This window comes from Acidovorax sp. GW835-FHT14B10, assembly GCF_058793725.1.
The window spans coordinates 193,252-213,820 of sequence record NZ_JBXAGC010000002.1 but is presented as its reverse complement, the minus strand read 5'-3'; the positions used below and the strand labels follow the sequence as shown (position 1 = coordinate 213,820).

Genomic DNA, 20,569 nt, shown 5'->3' with positions numbered 1-20,569 from the left:
CATCGCAGCATCTTTTCAACCCAAGGCAACCACCATGTGCGGCATCGTCGGCGCGGTCTCCACGCGCAACATCGTTCCCATCCTCGTGCAGGGCCTGCAACGGCTCGAATACCGGGGTTATGACTCCTGCGGCGTGGCGGTGCACGCCTCCAGCCTGGAGGCCGCGCGCCAGGGCTCGGTCCCCGGCGGCCTGCAGCGCGCCCGCAGCACGGCGCGCGTGGCCGAACTGCTGGAGCAGGTGGCCACTGAGCACATCGCCGGCGCCACCGGCATTGCCCACACCCGCTGGGCCACGCATGGCGCGCCCGCCGTGCACAACGCGCACCCCCATTTCAGCCACGGCACCGGCGCCGACGCCAGCACCACCAGCGCGGGCCGCGTGGCGCTGGTGCACAACGGCATCATCGAAAACCACGAAGAGCTGCGCGCCGCCCTGCAGGCCCGCGGCTATGTGTTCGCGAGCCAGACCGACACCGAAGTCATTGCCCACCTGGTGGATAGCCATTACAGCGGCGACCTGTTCGACGCGGTCAAGGCCACCATCGCCGAATTGCATGGCGCCTACGCCATTGCCGTGGTGCACAAGGACGAACCCCACCGTGTGGTGGGTGCGCGTGCCGGCTCGCCGCTGATCCTGGGCGTGGGCCAGGAGGGCTCGGAACATTTCCTGGCCAGCGACGCCATGGCCCTGGCCGGTGTGACGGACCAGATCGTGTACCTCGAAGAAGGCGACCTGGTGGACCTGCAGCTGGGCCGCTACTGGATCGTGGGCAAGGATGGCGCGGCCCTCACACCCGCGCAACGCCCCGTGCGCACCGTGCAGGCGCACAGCGGCGCGGCCGAGCTGGGCCCCTACCGCCACTACATGCAAAAGGAAATCTTCGAGCAGCCGCGCGCCATTGCCGACACGCTCGAAGGTGTGGCGGGCATCGTGCCCGAGCTGTTCGACGGCGCCGGCGTGCATGGCGAGCCGGGGGCCGCCGCCTGGCGCGTGTTCAAGGAGATCGACAGCGTGCTCATCCTGGCCTGCGGCACCAGCTACTACAGCGGCTGCGTGGCCAAATACTGGCTGGAAGACATCGCCGGCATCCCCACCCAGGTGGAAGTGGCCAGCGAATACCGCTATCGCACCAGCGTGCCCAACCCGCGCACCCTGGTCGTCACCATCAGCCAGAGCGGAGAAACGGCCGACACCCTGGCGGCCCTGCGCCATGCGCAGTCTTTGGGCATGCAGCACACGCTCACCATCTGCAACGTGGCCACCAGTGCCATGGTGCGCGAATGCAAGCTGGCCTACGTCACCCGCGCGGGGGTCGAGATTGGCGTGGCCAGCACCAAGGCCTTCACCACGCAGCTTGCCGGCCTGTTCCTGCTGACGCTGGCGCTGGCGCAAGCCAAGGGCCGCCTGACGGACGAGCAGGAAGCCGCCCACCTCAAGGCCATGCGCCACCTGCCCGTGGCCCTGCAGGCCGTGCTGGCACTGGAGCCGCAGCTCATCAGCTGGGCCGAAGACTTTGCCCGCATGGAGAACGCACTCTTTTTGGGCCGGGGTCTGCACTACCCCATCGCGCTCGAAGGCGCGCTGAAGCTCAAGGAGATCAGCTACATCCACGCCGAGGCCTATCCGGCCGGCGAGCTCAAGCACGGCCCCCTGGCCCTGGTCACCAGCGCCATGCCGGTGGTGACCGTGGCGCCCAACGACGCGTTGCTGGAAAAACTCAAGAGCAACATGCAAGAAGTGCGCGCACGCGCCGGCGTGCTGTATGTGCTGGCCGATGCCGACACCCACATCGAAAGCAGCGAAGGCGTCCACGTCATCCGCATGCCCGAACACTACGGCCACCTCAGCCCGCTGCTGCATGTGGTGCCGCTGCAGCTGCTGGCCTACCACACCGCCTGCGCGCGAGGGACGGATGTGGACAAGCCCAGAAACCTTGCCAAGAGTGTCACGGTCGAATGATCGTGACGCTCTTGGGGGAGCCGTGGCCGCCGCGCGCAGTGCCAAGGTTTCTGGGGTTGGACGCCGCTCACTTCGCGCAAGCGAAGTTATGCGGCGGCACAAGCCGCGCAACCTCGCCAAGAGCGTCACGGTGGAGTAGTCAGTTCCAGAAAGTGGTCCAGCATGTGGAAGTGGTCCTCAAAGAACTCTTCTTCCAGCGCGGCCAGCTTTTCGATATCGACCCACTCCACCTGCATGGCATCGTCGTCGGCCCGCACGGCCGGAAACGGCGCATCGCCCAGGTCGAAATAGTGCGCATGGGTGATGGTGCGGCCGCGCTGGCTGCGGTCGGGGTGGTCGAACACCGCCACCGACTGCAGCGCCGCGCGCATGCGGGCTTCGGGGAGTTCGCAATGGGTTTCCTCGGCCAGCTCGCGCAGACAGGATTGCCACACGGTCTCGCGCTGCTCGATGAATCCACCCGGCACCGCCCGCAGGCCCTTGCCGGGGGCGTGGGCGCGGCGGATCAGCAGCACCTGGTTCTGGCAGCGCAGCACGGCATCCACCGTGACGAACACCGGCGGGTAGGGGGCTGCAGCCCAGGCCTCGCGGTAGCCGCGCAGCATGCGCCACTCTTGCTGCAGCGCGGGGTAGTCGGTGGTTTGGGCAAAGCGCTCCAGCAAGTCCAGCGTGCTCGCGGGCATCTGGGCGGCCAGGTCGTTCAAGGCGGCCCGCACGGTGCCGGGCGTGGCGCCGAAGTAGGCATCGCGGATGGCCGTGGCATCGATGCGGCCTTGGCGCTCGACGTGGATCAACTCCCAGCCTGGAAAGGCGCTCAGGTAGCTGCTGGTCGCATCCTTGAAGTGGCCGACCAGGCCGATGCGGGCATCCGCTGCGGCGATCGGGGCCACGCCCTTGCGCACCGCCTGCACCCACAGGGCCTCGTTGTAGTAGTCGCGCATCGGCAGCGCCTGCACGCGGGACCGGTCGGCTGCCGGCAGGGCAGCCAGCATCATGCCGGCGCGTTCGTCGCAGGTGAAAGGGTTCTTGGGCGAACGCGCCTGCCAGGCCGAACCCATCACCACGATCACGTTGCCGGCGCTGTCGAGCGCATGCTGCAGCAAGGCCATGTGGCCGTTGTGAACGGGTTCAAAGCGCCCGATGTAGATGGCGGTGTCGAGCATGGGTCTCCGGTCTGTTTTGGCGCAAGGCGAACTGGGCTGCATCAAAAACAATAGCGCCCTGTGCTGGATTTTCCGCGATTTTCCACCATGGGGTGCCCGAGGTACTCCATCTGCAGGCACCTGATGCTCTTCATGTGATAGCAATTGCCGGCTGGGCAAGGGTGCGCTGCCAACGCGGTTGGCGGTCTTTGGGTTTGCGTTCACATCGCTTGCGCGATATGAATTGCGTCCACGTACGGACGCCGCGCTGCGCGCAGGGCCTTGTCCGTACGTGGGCTTCGGCCGGCCCTGCGGGCCTTCACATCGCTGTGCGATGTGAGCCTGCGCCGAAAGCCAGCCAAGCGCGCTGTGCGCGGGGCCTTACAGGCCCGCAGCTGCGCGCAGCGCAGCCGCCTTGTCCGTACGTTCCCAGCTGAACTCGGGTTCTTCGCGGCCGAAGTGCCCATAGGCGGCGGTCTTTTCGTAGATGGGGCGCAGCAGGTCCAGCATCTGGATGATGCCCTTGGGCCGCAGGTCGAAGTGCTCCTTGACCAGCGCGGCAATGCGCTCGTCCGGGATCACGCCCGTGCCTTCGGTGTAGACCGTGATGTTCATGGGCTCGGCCACGCCGATGGCGTAGGCCACCTGGATCTGGCACTGCTTGGCCAGTCCGGCCGCCACGATGTTCTTGGCCACGTAGCGCGCGGCATAGGCGGCCGAGCGGTCCACCTTCGTCGGGTCCTTGCCGCTGAAGGCGCCGCCGCCGTGCGGGCAGGCGCCGCCATAGGTGTCCACGATGATCTTGCGGCCCGTGAGACCGCAGTCGCCTTGTGGGCCGCCAATCACGAAACGGCCCGTGGGGTTGATCAGGTAGCGCGTGTCCTGCAGCCAGGCCGAAGGCAGCACGGGCTTGATGATTTCCTCGATCACCGCGTCGATGAAGCTCTGCTTCATCTTGGTGGGGGTTTCCGACTGGTCGGGGTGGTGCTGGGTGGAGAGCACCACGGTGTCGATGCTGTGGGGCTTGCCGTCCACGTAGCGCATCGTGACCTGGCTCTTGGCGTCGGGGCGCAAAAAGGGCAGGCGACCGTCCTTGCGCAACTGGGCCTGGCGCTCCACCAGGCGGTGCGCGTAGTAGATCGGCGCGGGCATGAGCTCGGGCGTCTCGTCGCAGGCGTAGCCGAACATCAGGCCCTGGTCGCCGGCGCCGGTGTTCAGGTGGTCGTCGCTCGCATGGTCCACGCCCTGGGCGATGTCGTTGGATTGCTTGTCGTAGGCCACGAGCACGGCGCAGCCCTTGTAATCGATGCCGTAGTCGGTGTTGTCGTAGCCGATGCGCTTGATGGTGTCGCGCGCCACCTGGATGTAGTCCACATGCGCGTTGGTGGTGATCTCGCCCGCCAGCACGACGAGGCCAGTGTTGGTCAGCGTTTCGGCGGCGACGCGGCTGCGGGGGTCTTGTTGGAAGATCGCATCGAGGATCGCATCCGAAATCTGGTCGGCCACCTTGTCGGGGTGGCCTTCGGAGACGGATTCCGAGGTAAAAAGAAAGTCGTTCGCCATTTGAATAAACTCCAGTGCTTCGGCATTTAGGGCGTCGCCCTGACCCCGAAGGAGCTTTGGCGAACGCTTTAGCAGATTTTTTTAACGTCGCCCTGCAAGTTGCTCATTTAACTCAGCGACCTGTCTATTTTAATGCCTGTCGTCTTCCGATTCTTTTCCGTATTTCCACTGTGGTTGCTGCATGTCATGGGCGCAGCCATGGGTTGGGTGGCTTTTTGCGCCTCCCCCTCCTACCGGCGCCGCTTTCTTGCGAACTCGGCGCTGGCCGGGTATTCCTTCGGCGCGGTGCGCGCCGCCGTGGCCCATGCGGGCCGCATGGTGGCAGAGTTGCCGCGGCTGTGGCTGGGTGCTGCCCTTCCTTCTCGGCTGGTGGGCGAGGCCTGTGTGGAGCAGGCCTACGCAGCCGGGCGCGGCGTTGTGTTCCTGACGCCCCACCAGGGCTGTTTTGAGCTGTCCGCCCAGGCCGCTGCACGCCGCTGGAGCGCTGTGCGCGGCCCCATCACGGTGCTCTACCGGCCGGCGCGCCAGCCCTGGCTGGCCACGGTGATGGAGACTGCGCGCAATCGCCCCGGCATGCTGGCAGTGCCCACCACGCTGTCGGGCGTGCGCCAGATGATCAAGGCGCTGCGCCGTGGCGAGGCCGTGGGGTTGCTGCCGGACCAGGTGCCACCCGACGGCCAGGGCGTCTGGTCGCCCGTTTTTGGCCGCGACGCCTACACCATGACGCTGGCCGTGCGCCTGGCCCAGCAGACCGGCGCGGCCGTGGTGCTGGTGCGTTGCGAGCGCCTGCCCTGGGGCCGTGGTTTCGTCACCCGCTTCGAGCCTTTGTCTGCGCCGCTGGACGAGCGGCTGGAGGACGCCGTCTTGCAAATCAACCAGGCCATGGAACATCTCATCCGCCAGTGTCCCGAGCAATACCTGTGGGGCTATGCCCGCTACAAGCAGCCGCGCGCTGAAGCTGCCGGGGGCACCGCATGACCGGGCGCCTGGGGGTGTGGTTCATGCGGGTGCTGGCGCATGTGCCCTTGCCGGCGCTGCGCGCCATGGGCTGGTGCCTTGGCCAGTTGCTGTACCTGCTGGCCGTGCCGCGCCGCAAGGTGGCGCTGCGCAATCTGGCGCTGTGTTTTCCGGAGGCGCCAGCGGCGCAGCGGCGCCGCTGGGCGCGCGAGGTCTTTGTCGTGTTCAGCCAGACCTGGCTGGACCGCAGCTGGCTGTGGGCCGCGCCGCGCGAGGTGGTGCTGGAGCGCGTGAAGCTGCAGGGCGCGCTGCACGAGCTCGACGGCGACACGCCCACCATCATCTTTGCGCCGCATTTCTTGGGCATGGATGCCGGTGGACTGGCATTGCCCTTGCGCACCCAGCGCGCGTTCACGTCGATTTTTTCGACCCACCCCGACCCGGCCGTGGACGCCTGGTTCATGGCGGGGCGCCAGCGTTTTGGTGATGTGCGCATGCTCAACCGGGCCGACGGGGTCAAACCCATTCTTTCCAACCTGCGCAAGGGCGGGCTGCTGTACCTGCTGCCCGACATGGACTTCGGCCCCAGCGAGTCGATCTTTGTGCCGTTCTATGGCGTGCGGGCCGCCACCGTGCCTTCGCTGCCGCGGTTTGCACGCCTGGGGCGGGCCAAGGTGGTGGGCATGTACACGCGGCTCACGCCCACCGGCTACGTGGCCGAGATCACCCCCGCCTGGGAGGGCTATCCGTCCGACGATGTGGAAGCCGACACGGCGCAGATGAATCTGCGCCTGCAAAGCTACATCGACACCATGCCTGGCCAGTATTACTGGGTGCACAAGCGTTTCAAGACGCGGCCGCCGGGCGAACCATCGGTGTATTGACGCGCCCTGTCTGGGCTCCCGCCGCCGGTTGGGGGTGCCCCGTCAACGCCCTTGGGCGGGTCTGTGCCCTGACCGAACATATGAACAAAAAGGCTTGCAGCGCTGATGTGAAAAGCGCTGGCGGCTATTGTTTTGATTGCAAGAAGCGCTGCAGCTCCATGGCGACGCGCTCGGGGTGCTCATGCACGATCCAGTGCGATGCCCCGTCCACCCGCCGCAACTGCAGCTGCGGCACCCAGCCGGGCAGGCCGTCGAGCAGGCCTGGCAACAGGGCGGGGTCGTCGATGCCCCACAGCACCAGCGTGGGCACGGTCACCGCCAGCATGGCGTCGGGCAGGGTGATGGCCTGGGCGCCCGGGTCGCCCCCCTCTTCCGTCTGCCGCGGCGGGCGCAGCGGGCTGGCGCGGTAGTAGTTGCAGGCGCCGGTCAAGCCCTGTTGCCATAGGGTGCGGTACTGGGCGCGCACGGCCTCGGTCAGCCAGGCGGGGGCGCGGCCATCGGGCGCGTTGAAAAAGGCGAACAGGCGGCGGAAGCCGTCTTTGGCCAGCAGCGCCTCGGCATCGGGCCTGCACAAGAAGTGCATGTACTGGCTGGCCGCCTGCTGCGCCGGGTTGTGCTGCAGCTCGCGCAGAAAGGCGCCCGGGTGCGGGGAGTTGAGGATGGCCAGCCGCTTCATGTGCTGCGGCCGCTGGTTGGCGAGGTTCCAGGCCACCGCGCCGCCCCAGTCGTGGGCCACCAGGCATTCCAGCGCACCGCCAGGGCATTCGGTGGCGATCAGCGCCACCAGGTCCTGCACCAGGTGCTTGGCGCGGTAGGCGGACACTTCCGTTGGGCGGCTCGATGCGCCGAAGCCGCGCAGACAGGGGGCCACGCAGCGGTAGCCGCCATTTTCGGGGCGGGAAAAGTGCAGCAGCAGCGCGTCCCAGATGAATGCTCCCTCGGGGAAACCGTGCAGAAACAGCAGCACCGGGCGGCCTGCCACGCCGCTGGTACGGCACTGCAGGGTGGTGCCATGCGGCAGGGAGATGTCCCGGGTAGAAATCATGGTGCTATGCATTCAGTCGCTGTCGCCGCTGGATGCATAAGCGCCAGCGCCTAGTTTTTCTGAGAATCCTCAGGAAACGCGGGGGTGGGCGCGGGGGCATCATCTGCGGCCACGGGCGCTGGCAACACCGGGTGTGCCCATTGCCACAGCAGTTGTGCCACCTCGTCCACGCCTTGCTTCTTGAGGGCCGAGAACATCTTGACCTCTCCGCCGCCCGCATTCAGTCGCGTAATCGACAGCACCTTGGCCTGCTCGGCGCGGGTGAGCTTGTCGGCCTTGGTCAGCACGATGAGGAATTTGAGGCCTTCTTCCACGCGCGGGCGCACCACTTCGAGCAGGGCTTCGTCCAGCTCGGTCAGGCCCAGGCGCGGGTCGCACAGCAGCACGATGCCGGTAAGCCCGGGGCGGCTGACCAGGTAATTGACCATCACCTGCTGCCAGCGCACCTTGTCCGAGCGCGACACGGCGGCATAGCCATAGCCGGGCAGGTCGGCCAGCACGGCGTCGGTCACGCCCTGCTTGCCCAGCGAGAACAGGTTGATGTGCTGGGTGCGCCCGGGTTTCTTGGAGGCAAAGGCCAGCTGCTTTTGCTGCGTGAGCGTGTTGATGCAGGTGGATTTGCCCGCGTTGGAGCGGCCCACGAAGGCGATCTCGGGCACGTCGATGGGGGGCAGATGGTGCAGCTGCGCAGCCGTGGTCAGGAACCTGGCGGTGTGCATCCAGCCCATGGCGATTTTGGCGTCGGGTGCGGGCGGAAGTGAGCCAGCTATTGGCGCGGGGGAGGGTGTCGTCATGGAAAGTTGGGATGCGTTGGAGCCTCATTGTAGAATCGCGGGGTTTTGCGGACTTAAATACAGACCCTCGATATGAAGTTTCTCGCCTCTATGCTGATGGCTGCCGCACTGGCAGCGCCCGCTCTCCCAGCTTTTTCCGCGGGCGCGGCCCCTGCGGCGCCGACCAAGGCGGCCAAGCCCGACCTGGTCAAAGGCGAGGCCAGCTACACCGCGGTGTGCGTGGCATGCCACGCTGCGGATGGCAATTCCACCATTGCGGCCAATCCGAAGCTGGCACAGCAGCACCCGGAATATCTGGTCAAGCAGCTGCAGGAATTCAAGTCTGGCAAGCGCAACAACGCCATCATGGCGGGCTTTGCGTCGATGCTGACCGACGAAGACATGAAGAACATTGCCTACTGGGCCGCCTCCAAGCCAGCCAAGGCGGGTTTTTCTTCTGACAAGGATCTCGTGGCCCTGGGTGAGCGCATTTACCGCGGTGGTATTGCGGACCGCCAGATCGCCGCCTGCGCAGGCTGCCACAGCCCCAACGGTGCCGGCATTCCGGCCCAGTACCCCCGCCTGTCGGGTCAGCATGCCGACTACACGGCATCGCAGCTGAAGATGTTCCGCGATGGCTCGCGTGCCAACAGCAACCAGATGACCCAGGTAGCTGCCAAGCTCAACGACCGGGAAATCAAGGCAGTGTCCGACTACATTGCCGGCCTGCGCTGAGGTGTTGTGATTTTTCCAGCCCCGCCAGGCGGGAAACCTGGAACCAACCGCCAATAACAAACCCCAAGACGGGCGGGCCCATCGTTCAGATGGCCCCGCCCTTTTGCTTTAGTGCCTCGCGTTCAACCACCCATGTCTGACATCACCCACGGCGTTCAAGTCCGGTCTGGCTCCCAGGCCCTGCGCGCAGGCATCGAGCTGCTGTCTTCCATGCGCTTTGCCATTTCACTGCTGACGGTGATCTGCATTGCGTCGGTCATCGGCACGGTGCTCAAGCAGCATGAGCCCGCGGTGAACTACGTGAACCAGTTCGGCCCGTTCTGGGCCGAGCTTTTTGCGGCCCTCCAGCTCAATGCGGTGTACAGCGCATGGTGGTTCCTGCTGATTCTGGCTTTCCTGGTGGTCAGCACCTCTTTGTGCATCGCCCGCAACACCCCCAAGATCCTGGTGGATCTGAAGATCTACAAGGAAAACATCCGCGCGCAAAGCCTCAAGGCCTTTCACCACAAGGCCGAAGCGCCACTGGCTGAATCGGCCGAGGCGGCGGCGCGGCGCATTGGCAGCACCCTGGCCAGTGGCGGCTGGAAGGTGAAACTGCAGCAGCGGGATGCGGCCAAGGGCGCTGGTGCCGGCTGGATGGTGGCGGCCAAGGCGGGGGCGGCCAACAAGCTGGGGTACATCGCTGCGCACAGTTCCATCGTGCTCATCTGCCTGGGCGGGCTGTTTGACGGCGACCTGATCGTGCGGGCCCAGATGCTGCTGGGCGGAAAAACACCTTATGCCGGCAGTGGCCTCATTTCCGAGGTGAAGCCCGAGCACCGCCTGTCCGAGCGCAATCCCACCTTCCGTGGCAACTTGGTGGTTGCCGAGGGCACGCAGTCGGGCACCGCCATCCTGAGCCAGTCCGACGGCGTGCTGCTGCAGGAGTTGCCCTTTGCCGTCGAGCTCAAGAAGTTCATCGTGGAGCACTACTCCACCGGCATGCCCAAGCTCTTTGCCAGCGAGATCATCATCCACGACAAGGCCACGGGCGAGCAAACGCCCGCCCGCATCGAGGTGAACCACCCTGCCAGCTACAAGGGCATCGAGATTTACCAGTCGAGCTTTGACGATGGTGGCTCGCACCTCAAGCTGCGCGCCGTGCCCATGACCGCAGGTGCCAAGGCATTTGACATCGACGGCACGGTGGGTGGATCCACCGAACTGGTTGGCAATGGCATGGTTCCAGGCGGCGAGAAACTCACGCTTGAATTCACTGCCCTGCGCACCATCAATGTCGAGAATTTTGCCGATGGTGCTGGCGCATCCGGTTCAGGTGCCGATGTGCGCAAGGTGGATCTGCGCGAGTCGGTGGAGTCGCGCCTCGGTGCTGCCAACAAGACGGTGACCAAGAAAGAGCTGCGCAACGTGGGCCCCAGCGTGAGCTACAAGCTGCGCGATGCAGCCGGCCAGGCGCGTGAATTCCACAACTACATGCTGCCGGTGGACACGGGTGATGGTGTGCCGGTGTTCCTGCTGGGGGTGCGCGAGAACCCTTCCGACCCTTTCCGCTACCTGCGTGTTCCGGCCGACGATCAGGGTTCCATGGACGGGTTCATGCGCCTTCATGCTGCGCTGGGCGACCCTGCTGCGCGTGAGCAGGCCGTGCAGCGCTATGTGGCGCAGGCGGTGGAGGCTTCGCGCTCCCAGCTGGCCGAGCAGCTGACGCAGTCTGCGTTGCGTGCGTTGGCGCTGTTCGCCGGGAGCAACGGACCCGATGGCAAAAAGACCGGTGGCTTGCCGGCCATTTCCGACTTCATGGAGGCCAACGTGCCCGAGGCGGAGCGTTCCAGGGCGGGCGAGGTGCTGGTGCGCATTCTGAACGGAACCCTGTTCGAACTGAACCAGCTTGCGCGCGAGCGTGCCGGTCTGAAACCACTGGTCCAGAGTGACCAGACGCAATCGTTCATGACGCAGGCGGTGCTGTCGCTGAGTGACGCCCAGATTTACCCGGCACCGCTGGCGTTGGAGCTCAAGGACTTCACCCAGGTGCAGGCCAGTGTTTTTCAGGTGGCGCGAGCCCCTGGCAAGAACATTGTCTATCTGGGATGCGCCTTGCTGATCCTGGGCGTTTTTGCCATGCTCTACGTGCGCGAGCGCCGCGTGTGGGTGTGGGTCGCTCCGCAGGGGGACCAGTCGCACGCAATGATGGCACTGTCCACCAATCGCAAGACCATGGACGGCGACCGGGAGTTTGTCCAGCTCGCCGAAAAACTGATCGGGGCCCGTCCCCACCGAGGCAACGCATGAATACCGCCACCACCACTATCCTGCTCAACGAGGGGTTCTTCGCCCGTCGCAACTGGTTCGACTGGCTGTTCGCTGCCATCGTGGCAGCGGGAGGGCTGTATGCCTTGCAGCGCTATGGCAGCTACATGGATGTGTACGAAAAAGGCATCCTGCTGGGTGCCATCCCCTGCACCGTGTGGCTGGGCTGGTTCTGGCGCCCGCTGCGGGCGTTGATGCTCGTGGTGGTGGCGGTGGCGCTCATGGCGATCGGCCTCTACCAGCAAGACGGCGCTGGCAGTCTGGCGCGGGCGGACACGGTCTTTGGCCTCAAGTATTTCCTGTCGAGCCAGTCTGCGATTTTGTGGATGAGCATGCTCTTTTTCATGAGCACCGCGTTTTACTGGATGGGCATGTTCGCGCGCGGTGAAGGCCGCACCATGAGCATGCTGGGCTCGCGCATTGCCTGGGTGGCCGTGGCCATGGCGCTCATCGGCACGCTGGTGCGCTGGTACGAGAGCTACCTCATCGGCCCGGACATCGGCCATATCCCGGTCAGCAATCTGTACGAAGTGTTCGTGATGTTCTGCTGGATGACGGCGGCGTTCTACCTGTACTACGAGCAGCAGTACGACACGCGCGCGCTGGGGGGCTTCGTGATGCTGGTGGTGAGTGCCGCCGTGGGTTTTCTGCTCTGGTACACCGTGATCCGCGAGGCGCACGAGATCCAGCCGCTGGTGCCGGCGCTCAAGAGCTGGTGGATGAAGCTGCATGTGCCCGCCAACTTCATCGGCTATGGCACGTTCGCACTGTCGGCCATGGTGGCCTTTGCCTACCTGATCAAGCAGCAGGCCGGTGAGACGCGTTGGTACAAGCTGGCGCCGCTGTGGCTGCTGGGCGTGGTGCTGTGTTTCGAGCCCATCGTGTTCCGCCAAGGCGCTGCCGAGACCGGCGGCAGCTACTGGATGGTGTATTTCGGCATCTCCGCCCTCGTCGTGGCGGGCATTCTGCTGGGGCGCAAGCGCATTGCGGCACGGCTGCCATCGTTCGAAATCCTGGACGATGTGATGTACAAGTCCATTGCGGTGGGGTTCGCCTTTTTCACCATTGCCACCGTGCTGGGTGCCCTGTGGGCCGCCGAGGCCTGGGGTGGCTACTGGAGCTGGGACCCCAAGGAAACCTGGGCGCTGATCGTCTGGCTCAACTACGCCGCCTGGCTGCACATGCGCCTGATGAAAGGGCTGCGCGGCACCGTGTCGGCCTGGTGGGCGCTGGTCGGGCTGGTAGTGACCACCTTTGCGTTTCTGGGGGTGAACATGTTCCTGAGCGGCCTGCACAGCTACGGCACGCTCTGATTGCGTGGTGGTGTGATGGTGGTGTGGTGGGGCATCGGGCTTGCGGGGCCAGGCCTGCAACCATTGCGTCTTGGGTGTAACCTGGGCGATCCAGGGAACGAACTGGCGGTTGTTGTGCTCTATCGCTCAACTGTCCCACCCAAGAACAACCGGAGCTTTCCATGCTGATCCCATCGCGCGATTCGGGTTTCAACCACCCGCATTCCTCCGAAATCACCCCGCGTTCGGTGTACGAAGATCGCCGCCAGATGCTCAAGCTCATGGCGGGCGGTGCTGCCGGGGCAGCCTTGGCGTCCTGGACAGGCCGCGAGGCCATGGCACAACCGGCCCAGGCCGCACGCCCTGGCAAGCTGGCGGCGCTGGCGGGTGCCAGATCGGCCGTGGCGGGGGCTGTCTCGATGGAGAAACTCACCGACTACAAGGACGCGAGCAGCTACAACAACTTCTACGAGTTCGGCACCGACAAGGGCGATCCTGCCCGCAACGCACACACCCTCAAAACCGCGCCCTGGACGGTCGAGGTGGAAGGCCTGGTCAGGAAGCCCGGCAAGTACGGTATCGAAGACCTGCTCAAGCTCAGCGCGCAGGAAGAACGTATCTATCGCCTGCGTTGCGTGGAGGGCTGGTCCATGGTCATCCCCTGGGTGGGTTACTCGCTGATCGAGCTGATCAAGCGCGTGGAACCGCAGGGCAGCGCCAAGTATGTGGAGTTCGTGACGCTGGCCGACAAGGCCACGATGCCTTATGTGGGCTCGCGCGTGCTTGACTGGCCGTATGTGGAGGGTCTGCGCATGGATGAGGCCATGCACCCGCTCACCCTGCTGGCCTTCGGCATGTATGGGGAAGTGTTGCCCAACCAGAACGGTGCGCCGGTGCGCCTGGTGGTACCGTGGAAATACGGGTTCAAGAGTGCCAAGAGCATCGTCAAGATCCGCTTTGTCGAGAAAGAGCCGGGAACGGCCTGGAACAAGGCGGCCCGGCAGGAATACGGGTTCTATTCCAACGTGAACCCCAACGTGGATCACCCGCGCTGGAGCCAGGCCACCGAGCGCCGCATTGGCGAAGACGGCCTGTTCGCCAAGAAGCGCAAGACCCTGATGTTCAACGGCTACGAGGCCCAGGTGGGGCAGCTCTACGCCGGCATGGATCTCCAGAAGTTTTACTGATCCAGCGCTGTTGCTCCCCCTGGCGAGCTTTCGGTCCGTCGTGCCATGAAAAAACTCCTGCTCCATCCGGCGGCAAAGCCGGTGCTGTTCGTGCTGTGCCTGCTGCCCCTGTCGTGGCTGGTGTACGCCGCAGCCACGGACCAACTGGGTGCCAATCCCGCCGAGGCCTTGGTCCGCGCCACCGGCGACTGGACCTTGCGGGCTCTGTGCCTTGTGCTGGCCGTGACGCCGCTGCGCGTGGTGACCGCCAGCCCGCAACTGGCCCGCTTTCGGCGCATGCTGGGGCTGTTTGTGTATTTCTACGCGCTGCTGCACCTGTTGAGCTACAGCTGGTTCGACATGGGTTTTGATCTGGCTGAAATCACCCGCGATATTGCCAAACGCCCCTTCATCCTGGTGGGCTTCCTGGCGTTTTGCCTGCTTACATTGTTGGCGGCAACCTCGTTCAACCGGGCCATTCGGGCACTGGGAGGGCGCCGCTGGCAGGCCCTGCACCGGGCGGTGCATGGGGTGGCCGGATTGGCGATCCTGCATTTTTTCTGGATGCGCGCCGGCAAGAACGACTTTGCGGAAGTCGCCCTCTATGGCGCCATCCTCGCGGTGCTGCTGGGCTGGCGCCTGTGGCGGCGCGTGGCCGCCGGGGCATCGCGGCCGGCGGGGCAGGGCAAGGCTGCTTCGATACCTTGATCGCTATATTATTTATAGCTATCGGCGTTGATTGTGTAAACGCCAGAGCCTATTTCCCCCGAAATCTTATCCTGAGGCGTTGACGGCCCGCAGCGCTGGCCGCAGTTGCCTGCTCACGGGGTCGATGGAGGCGGTCGGGATCTGGTAGGCACGATCATCAAACAGGTCGATGCCGCACATGAGGTTTTCGATCCAGTCCAGAAAATCGTTGATCGCCTTCTTGCCCATGATGGGTGCGCCATGCTGGGGGACCAGCATGGCGATGTCCAGCTGGCGCGCCATGCGCACCCACAGCCGCAGGATCTTGTTGGACACCATGTAGCGGCGGTGAAAACCTTCCATGCGCGGGATGTGCGGTCCCAGATCCGTCACAGGAATGCGTGCCTCGGCTCCGGACATCATCGACACCCCGAGGTCGCCGGTGAACAGGATGCGGCTGACCGGATCGTAGAAATGGAAGTTGCCCTCGGAGTGCATGAAGTGTGCTGGCAACAGCACCAGCTCATGGCGGCCCAAAGGCAGGTGGCCGCCCCCGTCCGGCACGCCGATCACGCGGTTTTCGGTCTTGCCCACCTTTGTGAAATGCGGGGCAAACCGCTCCCATACGCGTGAAATCACCAGGGATGCCTGGGTGGTGCTCATCCAGCGGTCCAGCGAGGCAATGATGTCCGGATCGGCGTGTGAGGCAATGATGTACGAGAGTTTGCCGGGGGGAAAATGCTTGGACATCCCCATGAACAGCTCATTGAAAGCCAGGTTGCCACCTGGGTCGATAATGGCGCCCGTGTCGTCGTCAACGATCAGGAATTGGTTGGCCTGGACCGCTTGCCCATCTTCTTCGATGAGGTCGGTGAACATGAGGCAGGCGTGATTCTTGTCGCGATAGAGTTCCTGGGCCATGTCGATACTGCGGTGCGATAAAACGCCGACTGTACGATTACCCATGTTTTCAATGCTTGATAAAAATCAAGCCTTAATTTCTTGACCTTTGTCACCTGGTTGCCGGCCACCTCCGGCGGTGCAGTTACCGGGGCGCGGATGCGGGTGCTGCGGGTGCTGTCTCCAAAGGGGAGAGTGTTTCTGGCAAGGTGGCCCGTTGTGTTGCCTCGGGTGCAGCGGGGAGATACAAGGGGCCGCGCTGCCCACAGCCCACCAATGCCGCCGCACTGGCAGCAAGGGCAAAGGTCCTGACTAAAATTTGGAAAACTTTCACCATGCGTAATTGTAATGACCGACCTTGAATTCCTGGACCAGGCCGAGAAACTGCTGCTTGCCGTGGAGCGCAGTTGCGATCGCATCAATGACGATGGCGATGCTGATGTGGACAGCCAGCGCACTGGCGGCATGGTGACCCTGACATTTCCCAACCGCAGCCAGATCATCATCAATCTGCAAAAACCACTGCATGAAGTGTGGATGGCGGCAAAGTCGGGCGGATACCACTACCGGTTCGATGGGGTCGCCTGGCAAGACACCAAAGGCGCCGGTGAATTCTTTCAACAGCTGAGCCAAGACGCCGAGCGCCAGTCTGGAGCATCTTTGCGATTCCACACCTGACCCGCGCGGCGCTGGAAGGGGTGCGAGCGCAGGCAGCCTTGCGTTGGCAAAACCCAGTGCATGCATTGCGCCTGCGGCGCCCGCTTTGCGGATACCACAGGACCGCCCCTGCAGCGGATCAGTTGCGAAACAGATCGAGGATACGGCCGCGTTCTTCGGGAGGGGGCGGTGCCTGGGGTGTCAGCGTCGATGGAGCGGAGGACTGGTTTTCCAGTCCCACTTTCCCAACGCCTGCGTTGCGCGCGAATTCTTCGTAGAACCACTCGCCGCCCACATTCACCACGCCGGGGGGCACCGTGGTTTCCATGACGGGCACCCCCTTGAGGGCCTGTTCCATGAAGTTGATCCACACCGGCAAGCTCAGCCCGCCCCCGGTTTCGCGGCTGCCCAGGTTACGGGGTTTGTCGTAGCCGATCCAGGTCACTGCGGTCAGGGTGGGCTGATAGCCCGCGAACCAGGCATCCACCGAGTCATTGGTGGTACCGGTCTTGCCATGCAAGTCGGGCCGTTTCAGGGTGGCCTGCGCTCTGGCGGCAGTTCCTGAGCGCGCGACCTCCTGCAGCAGGTTGTCCATGATGAAGGCATTTCTTGCATCAATGGCGCGTGGCAGTTCGCTGGCAGCGGGAGCCGGGTTTTCGGAAATGACGCGACCTTTGTGGTCGGTCACGCGCGTGATCAGCCAAGGGTTGACGCGGTAGCCACCATTGGCAAATACCGAATAGGCAGATGCCATCTGCAACGGAGTGACCGAGCCCGCACCCAATGCCATGGTCAGGTAGGCGGGGTGCTTGTCTGCCTCGAATCCGAACCGGGTCACCCAATCCTGCGCCGTCTTGGGGCCCACCGCCTGCAAGATGCGGATGGAAACCATGTTCTTGGATTTTGCAAGGCCCGTGCGCATGGTCATGGGCCCATCGTATTTGCCGTCGTAGTTCTTGGGCTCCCAGGGCTGGCCACCGGTCACGCCTGCATCAAAAAAGAGCGGGGCGTCATTGATGACGGTGGCCGGAGTGAAGCCCTTCTCCAGTGCCGCGGAGTAGATGAATGGCTTGAAGCTGGACCCTGGCTGGCGCCAGGCCTGCGCTGCGTGGTTGAACTTGTTCTTGTCAAAGTCAAACCCTCCCACCAGCGCCCTGATGGCGCCACTGCGCGGATCCAGCGCAACCAGGGCGCCTTCCACCTCGGGCAATTGGGTGATTTCCCAGGCGTTCTTGGGTGTCTTGACAACGCGGATGACAGCACCACGCCGAATCCTGATGTTGGGTGGCGCTTTGTCGCTCAGACCGGACTGCGCAGGCTTGAGCCCATCGCCCGTGATCTCCAGTGTGTCGCCATTGGCGCGCGCTGCCACAATCTTGCGTGCGGTGGACTCCAGCACCACGGCAGACATGACATCGCCATTGTCCGGATGGCTGGCCAGCGCTTCGTCAATCGCGTCCTCCACATCCTCCGGGGCTTTGGGGAGATCGACGAATTGTTCTGGGCCGCGGTACTGCTGGCGTCGTTCATAGTCCATGATGCCACGCCGCAGGGCCGCGTAGGCGGCATCCTGGTTGGCTGCGTTCAGCGTGGTGTACACGTTCAGCCCGCGGCTGTACGCCTCATTGCCGTACTGGCTGAAGATCAGCTGCCGCACCATCTCGGCGACATATTCGGCATGGACACGGGTGTTGTCCTGCCCTGATCGGATCTTGACTTCTTCCTTCTTTGCGACCATGGCGTCCTGGGCCGTGATGAAGCCGTTCTCTTCCATCCGTTCAATGATGTAGAGCTGGCGCGCCCGGGCGCGCTTGGGATTGCTGATGGGGTTGTACGCAGAAGGCGCCTTGGGCAGGCCTGCCAGCATCGCCGCTTCTGCAATGGAAACCGATTTGAGCGGTTTGCCGAAATAGGCCTCGGATGCAGCAGCAAATCCATAGGCACGATTGCCCAGGTAAATCTGATTCATATAAATCTCGAGAATCTGGTCTTTTGTGAGCAAATGTTCGAGTTTGAATGTCAGCAATATTTCGTAAATTTTCCGCGTAAATGTTTTTTCAGATGAGAGATAAACATTGCGCGCCACTTGCATTGTGATGGTCGATGCGCCCTGGCTTTTGACGCGTCCCAGGTTGGCAAGGACTGCACGCAGCATGCCTTTGTAATCAACGCCACCGTGCTGGAAGAACCGGGTGTCTTCGATGGCCAGCACAGCATCTTTCATAACGGTGGGAATTTCCCCGATGGGCGTCAGGTTGCGGCGCTCGTCACCGAACTCCCCCAGCAATGCGCCCTCCGACGAGTAGACCCGCAGCGGCAGCTTGGGTCTGTAGTCGGCAAGTTCGGACACGTCGGGAAGATTCGGGTAGGCCATGGCGAGTGCCACACCAATGGCCAGAAGCAAGGCCAGCGCACCCGCCAAGCCGAGTCCGCCGGCCCAGACAGCGGCGCGAAAAATCCAGCGCAGCCAGCCAGAGCTTTGGGTGTCCGTCGAAGCGGCGCGTTTGCGGGGTTGTTTTTGGGTGGGCGGCGGCGTCATATCGCTCCGGAAGAAAGCGACATTATAAAAACGGCGGCTTCCGATGGGGTCATTTAGGAGGCCGCATGATCTTACGGCTACCCACGGTGGCGCGCGAACGCACCCAAGACACTACTGGGTGGTCAACAAGCGTCTGCTTTTGACAACGTTCAAAACAATGCAGGCGGCCAAAACGCTTTGCTGCTGAAGTATCTTACTGATAGCATTCATGTGAAATGTTAAGTTTTGTTGCTTTATGTTGGCAAGTTACAGGAGACCAATCTTGATCTCTACGGGGTCTTTTTTTAGTCGCCAGTCCGCTCCGTTGCTGGGTATCGACATCAGCTCTTCCAGCGTCAAGCTGGTGGAGCTAGGGCATGACAAGGCCGGTAACCTGGTGCTTGAGCGTTGCGCGATTGAGCCGCTGGAACGAGGGTGGATTACAGACGGTAACATCGAAAAATTCGATGAGGTTGCGGATGCGTTGCGCCGGCTCATCAAAAAGAGCGGCACACGCACCAAGAACGTTGCCTTGGCATTGCCTCCATCTGCCGTGATCACCAAGAAGATCACGCTGCCTGGCGGGATGACCGAGCAGGAGCTCGAGGTCCAGGTCGAGTCCGAGGCGAACCAGTACATACCTTTCTCGCTGGATGAGGTCAGTCTGGACTTTTGCGTGATCGGCCCCAGCAAAAATGCACCCGGCGACGTGGATGTATTGATTGCTGCCTCGCGGCGTGAGAAGGTGCAGGACCGGCAAGGACTTGCCGAAGCGGTGGGGTTGAAGCCCGTGGTCGTAGACATCGAATCGCATGCCTCCAGGCTTGCTGCTGGCCGTTTGATCGAAGCACTGCCCAATAAGGGTGTCGATGCGCTGGTGGCATTGTTTGAAGTGGGTGCGCTCACGACGAGCATGCAGGTCATCCGTAACGAAGAAGTCTTGTACGACCGCGATCAGGCTTTCGGTGGGGCGCAACTGACCCAACTCATCGTGCGCCAATACGGTTTTTCCGTCGAAGAGGCCGAGAGCAAAAAACGCAATGGCGACCTTCCCGAAGACTATCAAGTGGCCGTACTTCGGCCCTTCGTGGAGAGCATGGCCCAGGAAATTGGCCGAGCGTTGCAATTCTTTTTTACCAGCACACCGCACAACCGGGTTGATCACATCATGTTGGCGGGTGGCTCGGCGCCGCTGCCTGGCTTGACGGAAGCGGTCACCCAGCAAACCGGTTTTGCTTGCAGTGCCGTCAATCCGTTTGACGGCATGGAGATTGGAAGTTCCGTCCGGCTGAAAAAAATGGTGCGTGAAGCTCCGTCGTATCTCACTTCATGTGGTTTGGCTATGCGGAGGTTTCTGCAGTGATATTGATCAATTTGCTCCCGCATCGGGAGGCTGCACGTAAACGCAGGCGCGAGGCTTTTCAGGCAACGATGTTCGCGTCGTTTCTTCTGGGGCTTGTTATCGCTGGGGCTATCTATTGGTGGTTCCAGGTGATGATTACGGAGCAGCAAGAGAAGAATAGTTTTCTTCAAGGAGAAATCAAGGTACTTGAAGGGCAAATCAAGGAAATTGCGTCCATTGAAGAGGAAATTGCTTCTCTGCGTGCAAGGCAAAAGGCCGTGGAAGACCTGCAGTCTGACCGCAATTTGCCCGTGCATTTGCTGAACGAACTTGTCAGGCAATTGCCGGATGGTGTCTACATCACCAGCATGAAACAAGATGGCCAGACCATTTCCATGCAGGGCATGGCGCAATCCAACGAACGTGTTTCGGAAATGCTGCGAAATCTCACCAACAACACCCCCTGGTTTTCGAAGCCGGAACTGGTGGAGATCGTGGCCAGCACTGTGGCATTGACTCCGCGGGACCAGCGCCGTGTAGGTGCTTTCACTTTGAGGTTTCAGCTTGTGAGATCCAGTGAAGCCCAAAAGGCCATGGATGCTGCGAGCTCATCTGTTGCTGCGTCGGCTGGAAAGTAACGT

Annotated in this window: 18 protein-coding genes; 11 read left to right on the top strand and 7 right to left on the bottom strand. The window is 63.1% G+C overall.

Translation table 11 applies throughout. The features are described 5' to 3' along the window. Positions 1-34 precede the first annotated feature (34 nt). The gene (gene glmS, locus AC1Q5S_RS02925) at positions 35-1,960 is read left to right on the top strand and encodes a glutamine--fructose-6-phosphate transaminase (isomerizing) (protein ID WP_422205255.1); all 1,926 of its coding nucleotides are present in this window, start codon (positions 35-37) and stop codon (positions 1,958-1,960) included. 125 nt (positions 1,961-2,085) lie between these two features. Here glmS and AC1Q5S_RS02920 read toward each other — a convergent pair whose 3' ends face one another. Continuing rightward, the gene (locus AC1Q5S_RS02920) at positions 2,086-3,123 is read right to left on the bottom strand and encodes a bifunctional nicotinamide-nucleotide adenylyltransferase/Nudix hydroxylase (RefSeq protein WP_492238304.1); all 1,038 of its coding nucleotides are present in this window, start codon (positions 3,121-3,123) and stop codon (positions 2,086-2,088) included. Between the two features lie 360 nt (positions 3,124-3,483). Continuing rightward, positions 3,484-4,665 carry a methionine adenosyltransferase gene (gene metK / locus AC1Q5S_RS02915; protein WP_492238303.1) on the bottom strand — a complete coding sequence of 394 codons (1,182 nt, stop codon included), beginning with the start codon at positions 4,663-4,665 and terminating at the stop codon, positions 3,484-3,486. A gap of 132 nt (positions 4,666-4,797) precedes the next feature. Here metK and AC1Q5S_RS02910 point away from each other — a divergent pair, with 132 nt between their 5' ends. Both AC1Q5S_RS02910 and AC1Q5S_RS02905 read left to right on the top strand, forming a co-directional pair. Continuing rightward, on the top strand, positions 4,798-5,643 hold the full coding sequence (locus AC1Q5S_RS02910) for a lysophospholipid acyltransferase family protein (protein WP_303833788.1): 846 nt from the start codon (positions 4,798-4,800) through the stop codon (positions 5,641-5,643). Continuing rightward, positions 5,640-6,506, top strand: coding sequence for a lysophospholipid acyltransferase family protein (locus tag AC1Q5S_RS02905; RefSeq protein WP_303833789.1), 867 nt, complete (start codon positions 5,640-5,642; stop codon positions 6,504-6,506). Before AC1Q5S_RS02910 ends, AC1Q5S_RS02905 begins: the two co-directional genes overlap by 4 nt. 124 nt (positions 6,507-6,630) lie before the next feature. On the opposite strand, the gene AC1Q5S_RS02900 is transcribed toward AC1Q5S_RS02905, so the two are convergent. Beyond that, on the bottom strand, positions 6,631-7,551 hold the full coding sequence (locus AC1Q5S_RS02900) for an alpha/beta fold hydrolase (RefSeq protein WP_492238302.1): 921 nt from the start codon (positions 7,549-7,551) through the stop codon (positions 6,631-6,633). A gap of 50 nt (positions 7,552-7,601) precedes the next feature. Further along, positions 7,602-8,345: a ribosome biogenesis GTP-binding protein YihA/YsxC gene (gene yihA / locus AC1Q5S_RS02895; RefSeq protein ID WP_492238301.1), complete on the bottom strand. Its 744-nt coding sequence runs from the start codon at positions 8,343-8,345 to the stop codon at positions 7,602-7,604. 72 nt (positions 8,346-8,417) lie between these two features. Between yihA and AC1Q5S_RS02890 the strand changes: the two genes are divergently transcribed. From AC1Q5S_RS02890 to msrQ, 5 genes are all read left to right on the top strand, one after another. Further along, complete coding sequence (locus AC1Q5S_RS02890; protein ID WP_303833792.1) at positions 8,418-9,059, top strand: c-type cytochrome; 642 nt, start codon at positions 8,418-8,420, stop codon at positions 9,057-9,059. A gap of 132 nt (positions 9,060-9,191) precedes the next feature. Continuing rightward, positions 9,192-11,348, top strand: coding sequence for a cytochrome c biogenesis protein ResB (locus tag AC1Q5S_RS02885; protein WP_492238300.1), 2,157 nt, complete (start codon positions 9,192-9,194; stop codon positions 11,346-11,348). After that, positions 11,345-12,679 carry a c-type cytochrome biogenesis protein CcsB gene (gene ccsB, locus AC1Q5S_RS02880; protein ID WP_026437111.1) on the top strand — a complete coding sequence of 445 codons (1,335 nt, stop codon included), beginning with the start codon at positions 11,345-11,347 and terminating at the stop codon, positions 12,677-12,679. The genes AC1Q5S_RS02885 and ccsB overlap by 4 nt, the downstream gene beginning before the upstream one ends. Before the next feature lie 161 nt (positions 12,680-12,840). After that, on the top strand, positions 12,841-13,845 hold the full coding sequence (gene msrP / locus AC1Q5S_RS02875; RefSeq protein ID WP_303833794.1) for a protein-methionine-sulfoxide reductase catalytic subunit MsrP: 1,005 nt from the start codon (positions 12,841-12,843) through the stop codon (positions 13,843-13,845). Between the two features lie 45 nt (positions 13,846-13,890). Next, complete coding sequence (gene msrQ, locus AC1Q5S_RS02870; RefSeq protein WP_303833795.1) at positions 13,891-14,532, top strand: protein-methionine-sulfoxide reductase heme-binding subunit MsrQ; 642 nt, start codon at positions 13,891-13,893, stop codon at positions 14,530-14,532. A gap of 66 nt (positions 14,533-14,598) precedes the next feature. Here msrQ and AC1Q5S_RS02865 read toward each other — a convergent pair whose 3' ends face one another. Both AC1Q5S_RS02865 and lptM read right to left on the bottom strand, forming a co-directional pair. Then, on the bottom strand, positions 14,599-15,432 hold the full coding sequence (locus AC1Q5S_RS02865; RefSeq protein ID WP_492238335.1) for an oxygen-binding di-iron domain-containing protein: 834 nt from the start codon (positions 15,430-15,432) through the stop codon (positions 14,599-14,601). Positions 15,433-15,556: 124 nt separating this feature from the next. Beyond that, complete coding sequence (gene lptM, locus AC1Q5S_RS02860) at positions 15,557-15,748, bottom strand: LPS translocon maturation chaperone LptM (RefSeq protein ID WP_081679700.1); 192 nt, start codon at positions 15,746-15,748, stop codon at positions 15,557-15,559. Positions 15,749-15,759: 11 nt separating this feature from the next. On the opposite strand from lptM, the gene cyaY reads away from it, so the two are divergent. Next, on the top strand, positions 15,760-16,089 hold the full coding sequence (cyaY, locus tag AC1Q5S_RS02855; RefSeq protein ID WP_303833796.1) for an iron donor protein CyaY: 330 nt from the start codon (positions 15,760-15,762) through the stop codon (positions 16,087-16,089). 118 nt (positions 16,090-16,207) lie between these two features. On the opposite strand, the gene AC1Q5S_RS02850 is transcribed toward cyaY, so the two are convergent. Further along, positions 16,208-18,607, bottom strand: a complete 2,400-nt coding sequence (locus AC1Q5S_RS02850) for a penicillin-binding protein 1A (protein WP_492238299.1) — start codon at positions 18,605-18,607, stop codon at positions 16,208-16,210. Positions 18,608-18,869: 262 nt separating this feature from the next. On the opposite strand from AC1Q5S_RS02850, the gene AC1Q5S_RS02845 reads away from it, so the two are divergent. Beyond that, the gene (locus AC1Q5S_RS02845) at positions 18,870-19,949 is read left to right on the top strand and encodes a pilus assembly protein PilM (protein ID WP_026437117.1); all 1,080 of its coding nucleotides are present in this window, start codon (positions 18,870-18,872) and stop codon (positions 19,947-19,949) included. Further along, positions 19,946-20,566, top strand: a complete 621-nt coding sequence (locus tag AC1Q5S_RS02840) for a PilN domain-containing protein (RefSeq protein ID WP_303833798.1) — start codon at positions 19,946-19,948, stop codon at positions 20,564-20,566. The genes AC1Q5S_RS02845 and AC1Q5S_RS02840 overlap by 4 nt, the downstream gene beginning before the upstream one ends. Positions 20,567-20,569: the final 3 nt, after the last annotated feature.